General features: G+C 46.2%; 9 protein-coding genes. 6 read left to right on the plus strand and 3 right to left on the minus strand.

Annotation, left to right across the window (positions count from 1 at the left end; translation table 11 throughout):
• Positions 1-45: 45 nt before the first annotated feature.
• The 3 genes from HMPREF1532_RS09295 to HMPREF1532_RS09305 are packed head-to-tail and all read right to left on the minus strand — an operon-like array spanning position 46 to position 7,297.
• On the minus strand, positions 46-2,259 hold the full coding sequence (locus HMPREF1532_RS09295) for a glycoside hydrolase family 3 C-terminal domain-containing protein (protein WP_005928156.1): 2,214 nt from the start codon (positions 2,257-2,259) through the stop codon (positions 46-48).
• A 15-nt stretch (positions 2,260-2,274) separates the two neighbouring features.
• Positions 2,275-3,348 (minus strand): alginate lyase family protein, encoded by a 1,074-nt coding sequence (locus HMPREF1532_RS21320; RefSeq protein WP_005928158.1) that lies wholly within the window; start codon positions 3,346-3,348, stop codon positions 2,275-2,277.
• 13 nt (positions 3,349-3,361) lie between these two features.
• Entirely contained in the window at positions 3,362-7,297 is a 3,936-nt protein-coding gene (locus HMPREF1532_RS09305) for a hybrid sensor histidine kinase/response regulator transcription factor (RefSeq protein WP_005928161.1), read from the minus strand.
• Between the two features lie 204 nt (positions 7,298-7,501).
• Here HMPREF1532_RS09305 and HMPREF1532_RS09310 point away from each other — a divergent pair, with 204 nt between their 5' ends.
• The 6 genes from HMPREF1532_RS09310 (at position 7,502) to HMPREF1532_RS09340 (ending at position 21,770) form a co-directional block, all read left to right on the plus strand.
• The gene (locus tag HMPREF1532_RS09310; RefSeq protein ID WP_005928164.1) at positions 7,502-9,820 is read left to right on the plus strand and encodes a glycoside hydrolase family 3 N-terminal domain-containing protein; all 2,319 of its coding nucleotides are present in this window, start codon (positions 7,502-7,504) and stop codon (positions 9,818-9,820) included.
• Between the two features lie 8 nt (positions 9,821-9,828).
• Complete coding sequence (locus tag HMPREF1532_RS09315; RefSeq protein WP_005928167.1) at positions 9,829-11,082, plus strand: glycoside hydrolase family 88 protein; 1,254 nt, start codon at positions 9,829-9,831, stop codon at positions 11,080-11,082.
• A 101-nt stretch (positions 11,083-11,183) separates the two neighbouring features.
• Positions 11,184-13,355, plus strand: a complete 2,172-nt coding sequence (locus HMPREF1532_RS09320; RefSeq protein ID WP_005928171.1) for a hypothetical protein — start codon at positions 11,184-11,186, stop codon at positions 13,353-13,355.
• Between the two features lie 289 nt (positions 13,356-13,644).
• Complete coding sequence (locus tag HMPREF1532_RS21615; RefSeq protein ID WP_005928174.1) at positions 13,645-15,372, plus strand: acetylxylan esterase; 1,728 nt, start codon at positions 13,645-13,647, stop codon at positions 15,370-15,372.
• A gap of 144 nt (positions 15,373-15,516) precedes the next feature.
• Entirely contained in the window at positions 15,517-18,606 is a 3,090-nt protein-coding gene (locus HMPREF1532_RS09335) for a GH92 family glycosyl hydrolase (RefSeq protein WP_005928176.1), read from the plus strand.
• 26 nt (positions 18,607-18,632) lie between these two features.
• Positions 18,633-21,770 carry a cellulase family glycosylhydrolase gene (locus tag HMPREF1532_RS09340; RefSeq protein WP_005928179.1) on the plus strand — a complete coding sequence of 1,046 codons (3,138 nt, stop codon included), beginning with the start codon at positions 18,633-18,635 and terminating at the stop codon, positions 21,768-21,770.
• Positions 21,771-21,981: the final 211 nt, after the last annotated feature.

A 21,981-nucleotide genomic window follows, 5' to 3' on the forward strand; every position in this document is an offset into this window, starting at 1 on the left:
TAGTCATAAATGTCTCATTCAATGAAATAAGCAGATTGGTATCATTTATTTTAGATTAAACTTGGTTTTTGCGCGTATGTCAGTAGATGAGCTGCCTATGAAGATATTGAATTTGCCTTGTTCGGCTTTCCAGTCCTGTATGGCTTCATCGTAGAATTTCAGGTCATTGGAGGTGATGTTGAACTCTACCACCTTTTCTTCGCCCGGATTCAGTTCTATTTTTTGGAACCCTTTCAACTCTTTGACAGGACGTTCCAATGAGCTTTTTTCATCACCGATATAGAGTTGCACAATCTCTTTTCCTTTTACTTTTCCGGTGTTTTTTATAGGGATAGTAACGGTCAGTATCTCCTTTTCGTTCATTTCGGAGGATGAAAGAAGGGCTTTTCCATATTGGAAAGTGGTGTAGCTTAAACCGTGTCCGAACGGGAACAAGCTCCGGATTTTATGTTTGTCCGTCCAACGGTAGCCTACGAATATGCCTTCGTTGTATTTCACGTTGATGCTGTCACCGGGATACTCTCCGACGGTATGTGCCGGATAGTCCTCCAGGCGGACAGCGAAAGTCATCGGTAACTTGCCGGAAGGGTTAACATCTCCAACCAATACGGAAGCAATGGCATTACCGGATTCCGTACCGCTGAACCAGGCTTCCAAAACAGACGGCACCTCTTTGATCCACGGCATTGCGACTGCATTTCCCGAAATAAGAATAACGGCTATGTTCTTATTTACTTTGCTGAGTTGGGCTATCAGTTCGTCCTGTCCGTAAGGCAAATGATAGTTGAGCCGGTCCGTGCCTTCGCTGTCCTGGTGTTCGTTCTTATTCAGACCTCCGAAGAACAGTACAATATCCGCATTTTTGGCAGCTTCAAGAGCCTCTTTCGTTAGTTTCTCCGCATCGGGAAGCCGGTATCCTTCGAGAACGATGTACCGGGGATCTCTCTTATCGGTGAGCGGGCTTGCATATCCGGGAGCGTAAACCAGTTCGACGGCATTGCCTACCCGTTTCTTCAGCCCTTCGAGCGGAGAAACTTCGTATTTCACTTTCAATGAAGAAGAGCCACCTCCCAATGTCATGACTTTCGTGGCATTTTCGCCGATAACGGCTATTTTCTTTATTTGGGAAAGATCGACAGGCAGCAATCCGTTTTCGTTCTTGAGTAGCACGATGCCGTTTTCGGCAATGGTGCGTCCTGCCAGTGCATGTTCTTCCGTGCCGAATGATCCCCATGGCTTTTGAGTGTTCATGCTTGTCCGGAACATCATGCGAAGCAGCCTGCGCACTTTGTCATTCACGGTGTTTTCTTCGATTTCTCCGTTTTTGATCTTTTCCAGTAGCGGCAATGCCATGTAGTAGTTGTTGTAGGCATTGGTTTTTCCCCAGCTCAATCCGTCTGTCCATGTTCCCATTTCCAGATCGAGTCCGTAATAGGCCGATTGGTAAGTGTCGTGTACACCTCCCCAGTCGGAAATCACAGTTCCGTCGAAATTCCAGTCTTTTTTCAGTATATCGTTCAGCAAATACTGGTTGTGGCAGCAATGTTGGCCTTTGTATTGGTTGTAAGCCCCCATAATGGACCATGTTCCCCCTTCCAGTACGGCCGCTTTGAAAGCAGGCAGGTAAATTTCGTGCAGGGCGCGGTCACTGACCTCCACATTGATGTGTCCGCGATACATTTCCTGATTGTTCAATGCAAAATGCTTGACACAGGCGGCCACCCCGTTTTGTTGTACCCCTTTGATGTATGGCACTACCATTTTAGCGGCCAGATAAGGATCTTCTCCCATGTACTCAAAGTTTCGTCCGTTGAGTGGTGTGCGGTATATGTTGACACCCGGACCCAGCAGAACATCTTTCCCCCGGAAGCGGGCTTCTTCGCCTATCGACTTGCCATACAGGGCCGACATATCAAGATCCCATGTGGCGGCAAGGCAGGTCAGTGCAGGGAAAGCGATGCAGGAATCACTGGTCCAGGCAGCTCCTTTCCATTCATCCCACAGCACCTCTTCCCGGATACCGTGTGGTCCGTCGGTCATCCAAAGTTCCGGTATGCCGAGACGGGGCACGCCATGGGAACTGAATTTAGATTGTGCATGGCACAATTTTATTTTTTCTTCCAGAGTCATTCGTTGAAGTGCATCTTCCACGCGTTGCTCTATCGGTTTTGTTTCGTCCAGATAGATCGGAGTTTTGTTTTGCGCCGTGGCAGACATTGCCAGGCATGTGAATGCGAATAATTTAAAAAGCTTTTTCATGTTGTAAGATAATCTTTATTGATAATTTTCAAAAGAAGTGGGCATCAGCGTGGGGAATGTCCAGCAGAAGTGATGGTTGCGGTAAATGATTGGACGCTTCCCTTTTACATATTCCACATAAGAGTTGTCATTGTATAGGTTTGCCATTGCTTCGAGAAGGTTCTCGGGCCAGACTTCATTTTTCCCGGTATTCGGGTTCTTGTCCCATTTCCATTCTTTGGGATGTTTATTATAGTAGGCCATATAGTCCAGCGCTTTTTTTATGGAGGTTCCGTCTTGTTCCAGAGCGAACAGATTCTCTCCGGTGAGATTGTACACTAGCCAGCACGCTCCGGTCATCGGTGCCAGTGAGAAATAGGTGTACCATATGCCGTTGCCGCCTCTCCGGGTCTCTTCGGGCATGCTGCCGTCTGTTGCTATTTTATGGAATAAGTCCGATTTTATCAGGCGCACGTTTTCCGCAACTTCTTTTTTCTCATTTAGGAATGAAGCCGCCAGCAGCGAGCCGAAACGTCCCCAATCCGCCCAGTTGTTCTGATGAACCCGGATGGTATTGGCGGCGTGCTGGTAGATGCGTTTCACCCATTTCCGGAAATCCTTTTTTTCTTTATTGCTCCAAAGCGGATCATCTGCCATCAGTTCCGCTGCCATCAGGAATGCTGAACCGGAATAGGTCATCACCAACACTCCGTCGTGTTCCGAATATTTCTCGTTGGTAGATGCCCATGCATTCAGGAAATAGCAGGCTTTTTCTCCATATTCCTGTTGGCCGGATAGGGTGTAGGCCAATGCCGAACAGTAGGCGGCATATGCATCCCGCTGCAATGCCAGGGAGTTGGCACGGTGTTCCTCGGGTTTATCATAGAATCCCGGTACGGCAAAATCTACCAGTGCATGGTGCGACACTTTCAAGATGGAGTCGGCATCGTGAATCAATTGCTGATAGGCAGAATAATAGGGCTCTTGCTGTGCCTTGACCTGTTTTAGTACATAGTCGATTTGCTTTAACGGATGCATGCTGTGATTGCTGGCGTATCCGTAGACGAAATATAAAAAAGAGAGAAATGCTATCGTTATAATTTTCTTCATTTTTAGGATTTATTTATTCGTTTGTTATTTGTATAAAATCTTTAGGAAGTTTCTTGAACTGTTCGAAGAAACATTTTGAGAAATAAGACGGTGTGTTGAAACCTACCAGGAAGCATACTTCGTTTATTTTGTATTTGCCGGTGGACAACATCCGTGCGCTTTCATTCAGCCTGATCAGCTTGATGTAGTCGTTGGGGGTCATTCCTGTGATGTTTTTAATCTTTTTGTGCAGGTTTGAACGGCTTATGGCAAACTGGCTGGAAAGGCTGTCGATGGAGAAGTCCTCATCCGACATGTTTTCCAATATGATGGTATTCAGCTTCTTCACGAAATCTGCGCTTTCGTTGTTTTCCGTGTTCTGTTTGAAATACTGCAACGGAGATTTGATGAAGTTCTTTCGCAGGTTGTTCCTGTTTTCAATAATGCTGCTTATTTGCGCTTTTAGTTGTTCGATGGAGAATGGTTTTTCCATGTAAACGTCGGCTCCCTGGTTCAGACCCTCTATTTTAGTGGAAGTATCCGTTTTGGCAGATAGCAACACCAAAGGCAGGTGAGAGTAGGCGGGATCGCTTTTCAGCCGGTTACATAATTCCAACCCGTCCATTTCCGGCATCATAATATCGGATATGATGATGTCTATGTTCTCTTTTTCCACCATTTCCAGTGCCTGTACTCCGTTCTCTGCTTCAAAGACGGTGTAGTTGTCGTTTAGGCTTTCGCAAAGGAAAGTCCGCATATCCGTGTTGTCTTCCACGATGATGATCCTCGTACCCGCTTCCACGACCGATTGTTCGGGCATTTCACTCTTTTCGGGTATGGCAGCTTCCGTTTCCTGTACCTCTTCCTCTGTTCCGTCGGCAATGGGGATTGTCAGTGTAAAATTACAGTTCTTTCCGTATTCCGATTCGATGGAAATTTTTCCGTTGTGTTTCATGGCCAGCGATTGCGATAGCGATAACCCCAGGCCGGAGCCTGTCCGCACAGCGTTGTTCTTATCCTGTATCTGGAAGAAAGGTTCGAATATTTTTTCCATATACTGCTTTTCAATGCCGGTACCATCGTCTTTAATCTTTATTTCCAGGTTTCCGCTTCTCTCTTTTACGGTTATCAGGATTTGGCTTTTGGCATATTTAATGGCGTTGGCAATCAGGTTGCTGACAATCTTATAGATGGCTTCGGAGTCGACATTGCATTCTATATCGTTCTTTTCCGCTTCCAAAGAGATTTCCAGTTTGTTGAATTTGGCCGTCTGGTAATATTGCTTATACACTTTTTCCACAATCTTGACGACATTCTGCCGCTTGAATTTGAAGTGGAACATGTCCTCTTCTATTTTACGGAAGTCCAGCAGTTGGTTGATCAGTTCGAGCAGCCTGTTGGCATTGCGTTCTATCATCCCCAGGTTGTTCCTGGTCTGTTCGTTTCCGTCTCCGGACAAAATTATTTTTTCCAATGGTGCGGCAATCAGCGAGAGCGGTGTACGTATTTCATGGGCAATGTTCGTGAAGAAATTGATTTTCGATTCGTACATCTCTTTTTCTTTGGCCGTCTGGTATTTGAATATCTTTTCCTGGTTTTTACGTTCGATAAAGCGGTGGTATCTCCGGATAAAATAAAGGATAATGCCGATGGCAAGGACAATATACAGGCCGATCATGAGGTTGGACAACCAGAACGGGGGCTTTATTTTCACCGTAATGTCTGCCGTTTCATCGCTCCATACTCCATCATTATTCGTGCCTTTCACACGGAATACATAAGTTCCGGGCGGGATGTTCATGTACATGGCCTTATTGTCGGAGGTGTAATGCCACTCTTTGTCGAAGCCTTCGAGGATGTAGGCATATCTGTTTTGTTCCGGCGAAAGATAGCTCAATGCTACAAAGTCGAAGCTGAAAGTGGACTGGTCGTGCCGCAACGTTATCTCTTTGGTTGCGCTGATGGTCTCTTTTAGTGGCGACGATTCGGAAAGTGTTATCTCTTTGCTGGCAATCTGGAAACCTGTGACCATGACGACCGGTTTGTTGGGGTTATCTGTAATCTCTTTCGGATTGAATGTGATGAATCCGTTGGTTCCGCCAAAGTAAAGTCGGTTGTCGGAAGCTCTCAATGCGCAGTTCAGATTGTATTGTATCCGTTGTATATCGCCGATATAGGCAAATGTTTTAATGTTTTTCAAGTCGGAGGATATTTTAACCAACCCTCCGCCTGTGCTTACCCACAGATTGCCGTCCGAATCGTCCAGTATGGAATAGATGATGTTGGAAGGTAGGCCCGACTGGTCGTTTAAGATTGGTTCGAAGTTTTGCTCTTTGGCGTTGAACCGTACCAGCCCTTCTCCTTCCGTCCCTGCCCAGATGTGGAATTTGGAGTCTTGAAATACGCAGTTGACATTATTTCCCGGCAAGGATTTCGGATTATCGGGATTATTTACGAATACTTCCCATCTATTGTCTGAGGTGAGCCGTATCAGCCCTTTGGAATGGGTGGCAAACCAAATGGAGCCGTCATAATCTTCTGCAATGTCTTTTACCGGGGTGTTGGTCAGGTAATCGAGGGTCTTGAGCGTGCCGGATGCATCCATCGAGATCACTCCGCCTTCGGAGGTGAAGAGTATCTGCCCTTTGGAGGTTTTGGCTATGGAGTTGATGGTATGATTAATTCCTATGTCGTTGGCGGAGGCGCTGACCTGTCCGTTCTTTATGTTCAGGATATGGATGCCTTTGCCGTAAAGGCTTGCATAAAGTTTGTCCTGGTCCGACAGAATGCTCTGTACATCGTGGTAACCGATGTCGTATGGCTTCTTGAAGCTCAGGCTCTTCGGATTGAAAAGGTATAGTCCGTCGTTGTGCGTTCCGATCCATATGTCCCCATTTTCATTCTCGGCGAATCCGCTGATGATATTTTTTTTGGAAGAGTTGTGTGGAGAGTTATAGCAATACTGGAAACGGTTGATGGCAGGCGAATAATAATTTACGCCCCCAAAGTAAGTTCCGATCCAGAAAGACCCTTCCTTGTCACGTGCAATGGAGAAAATGGATTTATCCGTCATGTTGTCAAAAGAAGTATCGTCGTTGATCAGGTCGAAACTCTCCAGCGTACGGTCGAATTTCACCAGTCCTTTGTCCGATCCCATGATGAGCTCGTGGTCGGAATATTCGATGATGGATTTGATGTTGAATACATGATTTATATAATGTGTGGCTTTCTGTGATCTGGGGGTATAGCGTATCAATCCGCTTGTGGCCGTCCCTATCCAGATGTTATTGTCTATGTCGCAATACAGGCTGTAAATCACGGGATCGTCGATGCCCAACTCTTTAGCCTGTGTCATTTGCGTGAACTTTTCCTCTTTAGGATCAAAGTGTACAAGGCCTTTGCCCACTGTGCCCAACCATATATTTCCGTAATAATCCTGAACGATGCTCCAGATGTAATTGGAGGGCAACGAATAGGGATCGCTACCGGATAGATAATGTTTCTTGGTCGTTAATTCGGGAGTAAGGACATACAGGCCATATCCGTGGCAGGCCAGCCATATATTTCCGGAAGGGTCTTCCATAATAGCATTGATGCTCACGTCGTCTTTTATGTTTTTGTCCAGGTCGATGTGTCTGAACTTCTCTAACTTATCGTCGAAAAGATAGAGCCCTTGTTTGGTTCCGATGAGGAATCTTCCTCGCGAATCCTCTTTCAGGCAGTGGATAAAGTTATTGCCGATAGATAAAGAGTCGCCCTGTATTTTGCGGTACACTTTGATTTTCTTGCCATCGAAACGGTTGAGGCCGTCGTTGGTCCCGAACCACATGAAGCCTTTGCTGTCCTGCATAACCGCCCAGACACTGTTATGCGACAATCCGTCTTCCACCTGATAGCTCCTGAAGTGATAGGCGCGTGCAGGAAAAAAAGATAAAGCCAAACCTAATAAAACTAAAATCGTATGTTTCATAGCCTGATGAAATTAAGATGTTCAAATATAGGGCTTTGCTCTCTTTGGCGATGCAAATATCTTCTTAAAACCTATAAAAATATGGTATAATTGTGAGAATGCAGTGTATTTATATCTTTGAAAAGTATATTTCTATCCACTTTGTTTTATCAGTTCTACATTTGTGTCATTCATATTAGTAATTAAAGTCTAATCTTTAGAAACATGAATAAGTTAGTCAGTACTTTTATTATTTCATCCTTTACTGCTGCTATGGGCGTATCGGTTTTTGCTGCTGATGATGGCGGTGCGTTATATCTGGATGCGGGCCGGCCTGTCGAGCAGAGGGTGAAAGATTTGATGTCGCGCATGACTCTGGAGGAGAAAGTGGGGCAGATGTGTCAATGGGTCGGCTTGGAGCATATGCGAACCGCTTCACAGGATTTGACGGTAGACGAATTGAGTAATAACACGGCGCGGGGGTTCTATCCCGGCATCACGGAAGAAGACGTGAGACAAATGACGATAGACGGGAAGGTGGGCTCTTTCTTGCATGTACTCACAGTCAAGGAGGCCAATCAGTTGCAGGAGCTGGCAATGAAAAGCCGTCTCAAAATCCCTTTGATTATAGGCATCGATGCCATTCACGGCAATGCGCAGGTAGTGGGTACTACGGCGTATCCGACGAGCATCGGGCAGGCATCCATGTTCGATGTCGGCCTGGTTGAAGAGATTTGCCGGCAAACGGCTTTGGAGATGCGTGCTACAGGTTCGCAGTGGACATTCAATCCCAATGTAGAGGTCGCCCGCGACCCGCGTTGGGGGCGTGTCGGCGAAACTTTCGGCGAAGATCCCTACTTGGTATCTTTATTGGGCGTGGCTTCCGTGCGCGGGTATCAGGGAGACGGGTTTGGAAAGGCGGAAAATGTGTTGGCTTGTGCCAAGCATTTTATTGGAGGCAGCCAACCGATAAACGGAACGAACGGCTCTCCCACAGACATTTCGGAACGGACACTCCGGGAGGTATTCCTGCCCCCCTTTAAGGCGACCGTAGATGCCGGTGTATATAGCTTTATGACAGCTCATAATGAACTGAACGGCATTCCCTGTCATGCCAATCCATGGCTGATGGAAGATATTCTTCGCAAAGAATGGGGATTCGATGGTTTCATAGTCAGTGATTGGATGGACATCGAGCATATACACGACTTGCATCGCACGGCAGTGGATAATAAAGATGCTTTCTACCAGTCGGTAGATGCCGGAATGGATATGCACATGCATGGACCGGAGTTTTACGAAAAGGTGATTGAACTGGTGAAGGAGGGAAAACTCACGGAAGCCCGGATCGATGAGTCTTGCCGGAAAATATTGGCTGCGAAATTCCGGTTAGGACTGTTCGAGAAATCTTTTACCGATGAGAAAGCGGCGAAAAGCGTCCTGTTCAATGAAAAGCATCAGGCCACGGCATTGGAAGCGGCGCGTAAGTCCATTGTGCTATTGACCAATGACGGCATACTTCCGCTGGATGAAGCAAAATATAAAAATGTATTCGTAACCGGAATGAATGCCGACAATCAGACGATTCTCGGTGATTGGGCTTTGACACAGCCGGATGAGAATGTGATTACAGTGCTCGAAGGGCTGAAACTGGTATCTCCCGACACTAAATTTTCATTTGTGGATTTGGGATGGAACATCCGGGAAATGGATAAAAACAAAGTGGAACAGGCCGCAAAGCAGGCTGCCAAAGCCGATTTGGCAATTGTGGCGGTGGGAGAATATTCCTTGCGGACCAACTGGTACGACAAAACTTGTGGCGAAGACTGCGACCGTTCGGATATCAATCTGGCAGGGTTACAGCAGGAACTTGTGGAGTCCATTCTGGCAACGGGAGTTCCTACCGTTGTGGTTTTAGTAAACGGGCGTCAGTTGGGGGTGGAATGGATTGCCGGTCATGCCAATGCTTTAGTCGAAGCGTGGGAGCCGGGTAGTCTCGGAGGACAGGCCATTGCCGAAATATTATATGGAAAAGTAAACCCTTCCGGCAAACTGCCGGTGACGGTTCCGCGCCATGTGGGACAGATACAGATGATTTATAACCATAAGCCGTCCATGTATTTTCATCCGTATGCCATCGGAGAGAGTACGCCTTTGTTCTATTTTGGATACGGCCTGAGTTATACGGAATATGCGTATTCGGATCTCACGGTTTCCTCGGCGCAGATGTCGGGGGACGGCAGTGTGGAAGTGTCCGTGAAAGTGACGAATACGGGAACAACGGATGGGGAGGAGATTGTGCAGTTGTATATCCGCGACCTCTATTCCAGTGCGACGCGTCCGGTGAAAGAGTTGAAGGACTTCAGGCGCGTGCCCCTTCGTGTAGGCGAAACCAAGACAGTTTCTTTCATCTTACCGGCAGGGAAACTTGCTTTCTATGATAAGAAGATGGACTATACGGTGGAACCTGGAGACTATGAAATCATGGTGGGAGCTTCGTCGAGGGATGAAGATTTAATGAAGAGAATTGTAAATGTAAAATAATAGTTGGGATGAAAAGATTGATGAGCTGTGTGTTGGTTTGCGCAGGAGTATTGCTTTTGCTGTCGGGACTGAGAGAAACAGATGTAGTCGGAACAAAAAAGCAATTATCGTATTGTGACACGCAGATAAAGAAAACACTGGATGCCATCGAAGGTTCCGGATTGATGCCCCGTTGCATCGATACGGATGCCACAGACTGGTATAAAATCGATATTTATGATTGGACGAGCGGTTTCTGGCCCGGCATCTTGTGGTACGATTATGAGAACACCCAAAATGAAGAGATCAGGAAAGCAGCCATTCACTATACGGAATCGCTTGTGCCTTTGCTCGATCCGGAGCATCCGGGCGACCATGATCTGGGATTCCAGTTTTATTGCAGCTTTGGCAATGCCTATCGACTGACAAAGGACGACAAATACAAGCAGGTATTGCTGAAAGGTGCCGATAAACTGGCCGGATTTTATGACCCCCGGGTGGGGACAATCCTCTCGTGGCCGGGTATGGTGACGGAGATGAACTGGCCACACAATACCATCATGGACAACATGATGAATCTTGAACTGCTGTTTTGGGCGGCCAAGAATGGCGGCAACAGGGAATACTATGGCATGGCGGTGAGCCATGCAAAGGTGACAAAAGAGAATCAGTTTCGTCCCGACGGTTCTTGCTACCATGTAGCGGTGTACGATACCATCGACGGGAGGTTCTTGAAAGGCGTTACGAATCAAGGATATAGTGATAGCTCCCTGTGGGCGCGCGGACAGGCATGGGCCATTTATGGGTATACGTTGGTTTACAGGGAAACCGGTGATAAGGAATACCTCCGTTTTGCCGAGAAAATAACGGATATATACCTCAAACGTTTGCCGGAAGATTATGTTCCGTATTGGGATTTCGACGATCCGGCTATCCCGGACGCTCCGAGAGACGCATCTGCAGCGGCCATTGTAGCTTCCGGATTGCTGGAGCTGGTGCAATTGGAAGATAATACGGAGAAAGCCGAAGAGTATAGAGATGCGGCTGTTAATATGCTGCTCAGTCTGTCGTCTGATGCTTACCAGAGTGGTATCAAAAAACCGTCTTTCCTGCTCCATTGCACGGGCAATTTACCGGGAGGGTATGAGATCGACGCATCCATTAATTATGCTGACTATTATTACATTGAAGCGCTGACACGTTACAAAAAAATGCAGGCTGGGCGTGATATTGTTGAAAAGTACCCACAAGCTACGCAGAAACAGGTCACTATTGCTATGTAAACAGGATTTTGGTAGTAATAAATAATATTGTTGTATTTGTTTATCGCTTGTCGGGCTACTTTTGTGCAGAACAGATTGTTTAAACTTAAAAATATTGTATTATGAAAAAACAGTTTTCTACTTTGATTGCATTACTTATTGTCGGAGCTGCTCCCCTTTTGGGGCAAGAAACCGACCCTCTGAACGATCCGACTAATATTGATGCGGATCTCTATCTTCACGCCGGATTTTCTCAGGATTCCATCCGGCCGGATTATTCCCATACTTATTATGATAACACCAACCATAAACTGGTAAAAGGGGAGGATGGCATATATTCCATTACGGTTCCTTTGAAGAAAGAGCAGATTGTGAATAAAAACATGGAGGTTGGTATTTATACCTATGCTTACTCTGTTATTTATGGAGGAAAAGTGAACGGTTCAGGCAATGATGCCGTTAAGGGAAGTGTAGGACCGGTTATTGCCGATGAACCCAGACTCTTTGAACTGGCCGAAGACCGGGATGTCACTTTTTATGCAAAGAAACTGAATACAGGAACGGCGGATGCTCCGTGGTACAGAACTATGTTCATCTGCGATGCACAACCGCTATATCTGGACGGAACGGAGCTGCCGTTGCCGGGCGAAGATGGAGTGACGAGATACGTAGTGGATAGAGGTGAAACCAGCAGACGGTGGGAGTATAAACTCAGCCCTATCGGGCGTTGGAGCAAAACGCAGGATTTTATGGAAGATGTGATACCGGCCAAATGGAAATCTAACGAAGCATACGCTTTTCTGCCCAATGGCGGCTGGTGGCTCGGAGGGCGTTTTCTGTTGGCGTATGACTATAAGAAGTTGAGTCTGGAGGTCGGCAAATTGGTTGATGAACTGCAAACTCCCTTGTTTACGGTGAATGGAGAAAGTATTCCGGAGAATTTGGGAATAGTCGATGAATTGTTGCTGAATGGTTCTGTGATTACATTCCTGAAAGGATATTATGCCAATGGCGGCAAAGACTCTTATGATCCGGCATTTAATACAAGCATCGCCACCGTGAAATTGTGTTGGCAGATAGACGAATTGCCTGCTGCCTCTTTCCCTTTGACAAACGGTGAGGTGGTCAGAGACGATAATTATAATAAAACGACCGAGTGGACGGTTAGTGAAGCGGATCTTTTCGAAGGAACAACTTTGCCGGCGGGAATACATACGCTGAAAGTATGGTACGAGTCAGAATATTTAGGGGATGTACTTACTTCTGAAGTACAATCGACGTCCTTCGAGATCGAAGAGATTGTGGTTATTCCTCTTGAAAATAAAGGAACGGCTGTCGATCTTATTCTGGAGGGAGACTGGAATCCGGAAACGTTCCGTACGATTATCGAAGAACAAGCCGTTAGGATTACTACGATTGACCTTACCGGAGTGGCCGGCCTGACGGAACTTCCCGAAATGGAAGGTTTAAATCCGAACTGCCTGGTTTATGTGAATCCGGATGTTGTTATCGCAGAGGGCGTTGATAACGTGGTTGTATTTGATAACGAAGAGGGTAGAGCAGCCAATATACTTCTGACGGAAGGTTCCGATTTCAATAACGTGAGATTATTTACGGCCGACCGGATCTCCTACTCCCATAACTTTACTGCTGATGTTTGGTCTACCATCTGCTTGCCTTTCAGTGCGGATAAGGGAGATGTAACCGTAGAAGAGTTTACGGGTGCCGATGGTGAGAAAGTCATCTTTACGGGAACATCCGCCATCGAAGCCAATGTTCCCTATTTGGCTAAAACAAGTAATTCGGAGGTTAAGACCTTTACGGCAACAGATGTACAGATGAGCGTTACGGCAGAACCAGCTCCGGTAGTTCCGGAAAATGGTTACGCATTCCATGCCGGTTACCGTGCGGTAGAAGGAGATGCTGTCGTAGGACTCCATTTGATGAACGATGTGGGGACTGCTTTCGTAAAAGTAGCCGATGGAAATCCGGAAGCTGCGGGAGTTTCTGCTTTTCATGCTTACATGCAGGCAACTGTTGATGAACTGTTGACAATCGTCCATGGTGACGATAACCCTACCGGATTGGGTTCGACGGAAGATACCGGCCGGTTGACGATTATCTCCCATAACGGTTCTGTCGAAATTAAGACGGGCAAGGCGCAGATGATAGGTTTGTATGCATTGGATGGCCGTTTGGTGAAGATGGTTGAACTGAGCCAGGGCAGTAATTTTGTCAATGGATTGGATAAAGGTATTTATATTATGGATTGCCAAAAGGTAGTAGTGAAGTAAAAGAAGTCTCCGTGTCTTGTCCCTTGTACAAGCCGGTAGAATCAGAATAAAGAAAAATTTGAATGGATAATAAATAAAAGAGGTATTGTTTTTTTTATGCAGATTCAAGATAATAAGTTCATTGTATCACTTTATCTTGAATCTGCTTTTTTTGAAATGACAGCCTCTCCCCAACCCTCTCCGTGGGAGAGGGAGCAAAAAATGACTTGTAAACAATTGATTAACAGAACTAACTTTAGCTCCCTCTCCCACGGAGAGGGTTGGGGAGAGGCTTTATAACTTTATAAAAATGAGACATCGGGTTATCCTATTTATTTGTGTGTTGCAAACCCTGTTTGCATATGCTGTGGGTGCGGAGACTCACTTTATGCTCACCTTGAATGAGCAATGGAAATTCTCGACGGGCGATTCATCCGCATGGGCCACTACGGAATTCGACGATAACCAATGGGGCACTATCTCTTCCAGGCAATACTGGGAAGAACAGGGTTATGACGGCTATGACGGTTATGGTTGGTACAGGCAGCATTTCATGATTTCCGAGGATTGGAAACCGATCGTAACGAATGCCGGAGGTTTATATATAAGATATGAATTTGCCGATGACGTGGATGAGGTTTTTGTCAACGGGGTCTCTGTCGGTAGGATGGGAGAGTTTCCACCGGAATATAAAGTTATTTATGGCGGTATGCGTAAATACAAGATCAGCCCGGGACTGTTGCGATTCGGTGAAGAGAATCTCATTGCCATCCGGGTGTACGACAACGGTGGTGCAGGAGGGTTGAAGACAGAAAATATACTCCTGCAATCCATAACTCCGATGGACGATCTGATGCTGGATATTCGTTGTGACGATAGCGACTGGGTATTCGAAAATACAGAGACAATCGATTTCCGTGTACGTCCGAAACAACCGCTTGCGGCGGGAGGGGAGTTTAATCTCGTTTGCAGCGTGACGACGGATACCTATCTCCCGGTAGACTCTTTTGTGTACCGGGTGAAAGGAGATTTTGAGCAACCCGTCTCTTTCGTTCCGCCGGCTCCGGGTTTTTACCGGATTACTTTGTATGGAGAACAACAAGGTGTAAAAAGCGATTTTCTGAAATTTAATATGGGATATTGCCCGGAACAGATTATTTCTCCCGTCGATGTCGAACCCGATTTCGACCAGTTCTGGGAAACTACGCTGAAAGAGCTTTCCGAAGTTGTTCCCGATTACCGCATGACTTTACTGGAAGAGAAGTCACAAGGAGCCAAAAACATCTACCGGGTGGAAATGTATTCGTTAGGAAATGTCCGTATCGAAGGGTATTACGCCGTTCCCAAGCAAAAGGGCAAGTTTCCGTCTGTCATCTCTTTTCTGGGCTATGGTTCCGGGGGTGGTTTTCCTCGTCCGGATAATCTGCCCGGCTTTTGCGAGTTTATCCTTTCCACCAGAGGGCAAGGCATTCAGCTTCCTGTCAACACCTATGGCAAATGGATCGTACACGGGCTGGAAGATAAATCACAATACTATTATCGGGGGGCATTTATGGATTTGGTGCGTGGGATCGACTTCCTGTGTTCACGTCCGGAGGTGGACACGGAGAAGATTTTTGCCGAAGGCGGAAGTCAGGGCGGAGCTTTTACGCTGGCAGCCTGTGCACTGGATAGACGCATCTGTGCGGCAGCACCTTACATCCCTTTCCTGTCGGATTTTGAGGATTATTTTAAGATCGCACCCTGGCCGCGTAGTGTGTTCGAAGAGTATCTGCGTAGCCATGAGGAGAGTAGTTGGGACGAAATATACCGGTTGCTTTCCTATTTCGACAGTAAGAATCTGGCACCGCGTATTACGTGTCCCATCATCATGGGCGTAGGGTTGCAAGATAATATTTGCCCTCCCCATATCAATTTTTCCGGCTACAATCAGGTGAAGTCTCCTAAGCGTTATTATATCTATTACGATAAAGAACATACGGTTGGGAAGAGTTGGTGGACAATCAGAAATAACTTTTTCCGTAGTTTTTGCAACTGAATCTAATTTATGTATACCAAAATATTGTTCTTGTCATATTTTGGTATACATAGATTATATTTTTGCATAAGCGGATTCTTTTTTGGGCTTATTTTGCTTCTGTCAAGAAAGCTAAATTGTTTAATTAAAGAATCTGTGAATACAATGAAAAGTCACCCTTTACTCATCTTATTAATAATTATTCCCACTTGTCTTTTCGCCGGAAATCCGGATAAGGTATCTCTGGTAGATATGTTCATGGGGGTAAAGAACAGCAGTAATTGTGTAATTGGCCCTCAGTTGCCGCATGGCTCTGTGAACCCGGCGCCGCAAACTCCCAACGGCGGTCACAACGGATACGATGAAAACGATGTGATTCGCGGATTCGGACAGCTGCATGTTTCCGGCATTGGGTGGGGACGCTACGGACAGGTGTTTATCTCTCCGCAGGTCGGTTTCAAACCCGGCGAGACGGAACACGACTCTCCTAAGTCCGATGAAGTGGCTACGCCCTATTATTATAAGGTAAATTTGGACCGCTATAAGATAAAAACCGAAATAACCCCCACTCACCACAGTGTGTACTACCGCTTCACCTATCCGAAATCCGGTAACAAGAATATCCTTTTGGATATGAAACACAACATTCCGCAGCACATTGTCCCCATAGTGAAAGGTACTTTTCTGGGAGGGAATATCGAATACGACAAGGCATCGGGCTTGCTGACCGGTTGGGGCGAATACGCCGGAGGTTTCGGAAGCGCTGCTCCCTACAAAGTGTTTTTTGCCATGCGTCCGGATGTGAAATTGAAGGAGGTGAAAGTCACCGATAAGGGGACGAAGGCTCTGTATGCCCGTTTGAGTTTGCCGGAAGAGGCTGAAACTGTCCATCTGGGCATCGGCGTTTCACTCAGAAGTGTGGAGAATGCATGTAAATATCTGGAACAGGAGATCGGTGCGCGTAGCTTCGACGAGGTGAAGCGTGTGGCGAAATCTGCTTGGGAGGATGTGTTTGCCACTATCGATGTAAAAGGGGGAACCCAAGAAGAGCAGCGTCTGTTCTATACAGCCATGTATCATAGTTTTGTGATGCCCCGCGATCGTACGGGCGACAATCCCCGTTGGACGAGCGGACAACCTCATCTTGACGATCATTTCTGCGTGTGGGATACATGGCGCACCAAGTATCCTTTGATGATGCTTGTCAATGAGAGTTTCGTGGCAAAAACGGTGAATTCTTTTATAGACCGTTTCGCTCACGACGGAGAGTGTACTCCGACCTTTACCAGCTCTCTGGAATGGGAGATGAAACAGGGCGGAGATGACGTGGACAATATCATAGCCGATGCTTTCGTGAAAAACCTGAAAGGATTCGACCGCCAGAAGGCGTATGAACTGGTGAAATGGAATGCGTTTCATGCCCGTGACAGCCTTTACCTGAAAAAGGGATGGATTCCTGAAACGGGAGCAAGGATGAGTTGCAGCTACACTATGGAGTATGCCTACAATGACGATTGCGGTGCACGTATTGCAAGGATAATGAAGGATGATGAGACGGCGGACTATCTGGAAAACCGTTCCCAACAGTGGGTGAATTTGTTTAATCCGAATCTGGAAAGTCATGGTTTCAATGGCTTTGTCGGTCCGCGCAAAGAGAACGGCGAATGGATCGGTATCGATCCGGCGTTGCGCTACGGTCCGTGGGTGGAATATTTCTACGAAGGTAATTCTTGGGTGTACACATTGTTCGCTCCTCATCAGTTCAGTCGTCTGATCCGTCTTTGCGGAGGGAAAGAGGCGATGGCAGACAGGCTTACTTATGGATTCGAAAAAGAGTTGATCGAACTGGACAATGAACCGGGATTCCTGTCTCCCTTTATCTTCAGCCACTGCGACCGTCCCGGTCAAACCGCCAAATATGTAGATTTTATCCGGAAAAACCACTTCTCCCGGGCTACCGGTTATCCGGAGAATGAAGATAGCGGAGCAATGGGGGCATGGTACATCTTTACATCGATCGGTTTCTTTCCCAATGCCGGACAGGATTTCTACTATTTGCTTCCTCCGGCTTTTTCGGAGGTGACGCTGACAATGGAGAATGGCAAGAAAATAGATATTAAAACCGTTAAGTCGACTCCCGAAGTCAATTATATAGAGTCTGTCAGTCTGAACGGAAAACTGCTGGACCGGACATGGATACGCCATGCCGAGATTGCGGAAGGCGCTACGATTGTCTATCACTTGACGGATAAACCGGGACAGTGGAGCATCTCTCCTTTTGAAGCAAGCAGAAGAGAGCCGCAACCGTTCGGGGTGAATCTGGCAGGGGCGGAGTTCTTCCACAAAAAGATGGAGGGAGTGGGGCGCTTTAATAAAGATTATCACTACCCGACTACGGACGAGCTGGACTACTGGAAGTCCAAAGGACTCACTTTGATTCGATTACCTTTCAAATGGGAACGCATACAGCGTAAGTTATACGGAGAATTGAACCGGGAAGAGATGGATTATATCAAATTCTTATTGGCCGAAGCAGATAAGCGCGACATGCAGATATTGATCGATATGCACAATTACGGCCGGCGTAAGGACGATGGTAAGGACCGCATCATAGGCGACAGCCTTTCGATCGATCATTTTGCATCGGCTTGGGGATCGATCTCCAGAGAATTGAAAGACTGCAAAGGCCTGTACGGTTACGGCCTGATCAACGAACCGCATGATATGCTGGCTTCTACTCCGTGGGTAGGGATTGCACAGGCAGCCATCGACTCCATTCGCAAAAATGATGCGAAGAATGCCATTGTGGTGGGTGGTAATCATTGGAGTTCTGCCGAACGCTGGAAACTGGTCAGTGATGATTTGAAGAACTTGCGCGACCCGTCACGCAATCTGATATTCGAAGCGCATTGCTACTTTGATGAAGACGGATCGGGCATTTACCGCCGTTCGTATGAGGAAGAAAAAGCACATCCGTACATTGGCGTGGAGCGTATGCGGCCTTTTGTGGAGTGGCTGAAAGAGAATGATTTTCGCGGGCTTGTCGGTGAATACGGAGTTCCGGCAGACGATGAGCGCTGGCTGGAATGTCTGGACAATTTCCTGGCTTATCTTAGTGCGGAAGGCGTGAACGGTACCTATTGGGCGGCCGGTGCCAGATGGAACAGGTATATTCTTTCCGTTCATCCGGAGAACGATTACCGGAAAGACAAACCGCAGATGAAAGTATTGATGAAATATTTGAGAACTCAATAATAGATTGTAAACTAAAATTAAGTATTATGGAGAAAAAAACAAAAAGGATTGCATTTGTCCTGGCAACCATGCTATGTGGATGGCAAATGATGCTGGCCCAACCGGTTAGCCCGGCACCGACGCCAACACGGGCGGCGAATGATGTGAAGGCAATGTTCAGTGACGCTTATCCGGAGAAGTTCGGAAAGTTCCAGATAGACTATGATGACTGGAATAGCGATAAATTTTTGACTACCAAAACGATTGTTACTCCTTTCGGAGCTGCGGACGAGGTGCTTAAAATAGAAGGTCTGTCCACCGGTTCTTTGCAGCACAATGCCCAGATAGCCTTGGGTACATGTAATTTGAGCGATATGGAGTATCTTCATATGGATGTATATTCTCCTTCCGAAAACGGAATAGGCGAGTTTAGCTTTTATCTGGTAAGCGGTTGGAGCAAGACAGTATCTTGCAATGTGTGGTACAACTTTGATACGAAGCAGGAGTACGACCAGTGGATTTCGATAGACATACCGATGAGCACATTTAAAAACGGAGGATTGAACCTGGCCGAAATCAATGTGTTACGAATTGCAAGAGGAAAACAGGGAGCACCCGGCACAATTGTCTATGTGGACAATGTTTATGCATACGGTAAAGCGGTTGAACCGGAGTCGGATGTGAAGATTGTGGCCAATGGCAATGCCAACCTGACTACGGATGTTCCTTTGATCTCCGCTCCGACACCGAAGGTAGCTGCCGCCAATGTATTCAACTTCTTCAGCGATCACTATGGCGACGGTAAGTTCGATTATGCACAAAGCGATTATGGCGATCAGAAAACAGTGAAATCCCTCATTACCATTAATGATACGGAGGATCAGGTATTCAAGATCGATAACATCGTGAATGGAAGTAAGGCGAATGTTTCCATCGGCTCACCGAATCTTTCGGGAGTGGACATGCTGCATCTGGATATATTTTCTCCGGGCAATGATCAGGGAATCGGTGAATTTGATTTTGCCCTGACGGATTTTGGAGGAAACGGTAATGATGCCGGTATCTGGCTGAATATTACGGACAAAGGATGGCATGGACAATGGATCTCCATCGATATACCTCTCAGCAAGTGGACGGGAGCTGCCAATATGATCAGATTCCGCCGTGGTGGTAAAGGCTCGACCGGTAAGCTGTTGTATGTAGACAACGTTTATGCTTACAAGAGTGAATCGGACGATCCGAAACCGGTTCCCGATCCTACTACTGTTCCTGTTCTTACCAAAGATAAGTCCGATGTTATTTCTATTTTCTGCGAACAGTACGAAGAGCCGGGATACCAAGATGAATTTGGCATAGTAAGTGCCGGAAACTGGGGGCAAAATGCGAAGCAGAAAGATGAATTTGTAGAAATTGTAGCAGGTAACCAAACATTAAAACTTACGTCGTGGGATCTCTTCCCGTTCAAAGTGCATAAGAACAGTGACGTGATGGATTTATCCCAAATGGACTATTTGCACTTAAGCATATATCAGAATGGCGCTTTGGATGAAAACAACAAACCGGTTAGCGTTTGTATCTGGATCAACGACAAGGATAATAAGGTGGCACAAGCTCCTTTGTTGGAAGTGAAGCAAGGCGAATGGACTTCCGTCAGTTTCGGGATGGATTATTTCAAAAACAAGATCGATTTGAGCCGTGTATATGTGATCCGTTTGAAAGTGGGCGGTTATCCTACCCAGGATATTTACGTAGATAATATTTTTGGTTATAAGGGCGATCCTATCCGTCCGGGTCAAGTAACCGAGCCATATGTGGACGAGTGCGATCAGAAGATTCAGGATTCCACACCGGGCACTCTGCCGCCGATGGAACAGGCCTATCTGGGAGTGAATTTAGCTTCTGCTTCCGGTGGAAGTAATCCGGGCACATTCGGACACGATTACTTGTATCCTAAGTTTGAGGATTTGTATTATTTCAAGGCGAAAGGCATACGTTTGCTCCGTATCCCGTTCCGTGCTCCGCGTTTGCAACACGAAGTTGGAGGAGAACTGGATTATGATGCCGGTAATACGTCGGATATCAAGGCGTTGGCCGCTGTTGTGAAAGAAGCGGAAAGATTAGGTATGTGGGTTATGCTGGATATGCACGACTACTGCGAACGGAATATTGACGGTGTATTGTATGAATATGGAGTTGCCGGACGCAAGGTATGGGACTCTGCCAAAAACACCTGGGGAGATTGGGAAGCAATGGATGAAGTGGTGTTGACCAAAGAGCATTTTGCCGACCTGTGGAAGAAGATTGCTACTGAATTTAAAGATTATACGAATATCTGGGGATACGACCTGATGAACGAGCCCAAAGGCATTAACATCAATACGCTGTTTGATAATTATCAGGCTGCCATTCATGCGATTCGTGAGGTGGATACAAAAGCACAAATAGTAATCGAAGGTAAGAATTATGCCAATGCTGCCGGTTGGGAAGGTTCAAGCGACATACTGAAAGATCTGGTCGATCCGGTCAATAAGATCGTTTATCAGGCACATACCTACTTTGACAAGAACAATACGGGTACCTATAAAAATTCTTACGATCAGGAGATTGGCGGAAATGTAGAGGTCTATAAACAACGTATCGATCCTTTTATTGCCTGGTTAGAAAAGAACAACAAAAAAGGTATGTTGGGTGAATACGGAGTTCCTTATAATGGACATGCGCAAGGTGACGAGAGATATATGGACTTGATCGATGATGTATTTGCTTATCTGAAAGAGAAACAGCTTACCTCTACTTATTGGTGCGGTGGATCGATGTACGATGCTTATACGCTGACTGTACAACCTGCCAAGGATTATTGTACAGAGAAATCTACCATGAAGGTTATGGAGAAATATATCAAGGATTTTGATACCAGTATTCCTTCTTCCCTGGTGGAAACCAATGCTGACGGCAATGCCATCGTGCTCTATCCCAATCCGGTGAAAGATAACTTGAAGATTACTTCTGAAAGCGGAATCGAACAGGTGATTGTCTTCAATATGATAGGCCAGAAAGTAAGCGAGCGAAATGAAAAGGGCACTAACATCGAATTGAACCTCGAAGCATTGGGCAAGGGTACTTACTTAGTAACTGTCCGCTTGGAAGACGGTAATGTGGTGAACCGTAAGATTGTGAAAATGTAATTGATGATGAAATGAAATACAGCCGGGCAACGGCTGTATTTCCATACTTGACAGATAGACAAAAGAGACGCAGCATCTTATTGAAAAGGTGCTGCGTCTCTTTTTTAATGAAAGATTGATAGAGATAGGAACGACTTATTATTTTTTCGACAGAAGAACAAAAGAACATATTTCCTGCATAGCCTTTATAGGCGGTTTATTTGTTCTTTTG

Source organism: Bacteroides salyersiae WAL 10018 = DSM 18765 = JCM 12988 (assembly GCF_000381365.1).
In the GTDB taxonomy this organism is placed as follows: Bacteria; Bacteroidota; Bacteroidia; order Bacteroidales; family Bacteroidaceae; genus Bacteroides; species Bacteroides salyersiae.

What these genes read in the sequence shown, in the direction of transcription:
- HMPREF1532_RS09295 (WP_005928156.1), bottom strand. Translation starts at nt 2,259, where the DNA reads ATGAAAAAGCTTTTTAAATTATTCGCATTCACATGCCTGGCAATGTCT.
- HMPREF1532_RS21320 (WP_005928158.1), bottom strand. Translation starts at nt 3,348, where the DNA reads ATGAAGAAAATTATAACGATAGCATTTCTCTCTTTTTTATATTTCGTC.
- HMPREF1532_RS09305 (WP_005928161.1), bottom strand. Translation starts at nt 7,297, where the DNA reads ATGAAACATACGATTTTAGTTTTATTAGGTTTGGCTTTATCTTTTTTT.
- HMPREF1532_RS09310 (WP_005928164.1), top strand. Translation starts at nt 7,502, where the DNA reads ATGAATAAGTTAGTCAGTACTTTTATTATTTCATCCTTTACTGCTGCT.
- HMPREF1532_RS09315 (WP_005928167.1), top strand. Translation starts at nt 9,829, where the DNA reads ATGAAAAGATTGATGAGCTGTGTGTTGGTTTGCGCAGGAGTATTGCTT.
- HMPREF1532_RS09320 (WP_005928171.1), top strand. Translation starts at nt 11,184, where the DNA reads ATGAAAAAACAGTTTTCTACTTTGATTGCATTACTTATTGTCGGAGCT.
- HMPREF1532_RS21615 (WP_005928174.1), top strand. Translation starts at nt 13,645, where the DNA reads ATGAGACATCGGGTTATCCTATTTATTTGTGTGTTGCAAACCCTGTTT.
- HMPREF1532_RS09335 (WP_005928176.1), top strand. Translation starts at nt 15,517, where the DNA reads ATGAAAAGTCACCCTTTACTCATCTTATTAATAATTATTCCCACTTGT.
- HMPREF1532_RS09340 (WP_005928179.1), top strand. Translation starts at nt 18,633, where the DNA reads ATGGAGAAAAAAACAAAAAGGATTGCATTTGTCCTGGCAACCATGCTA.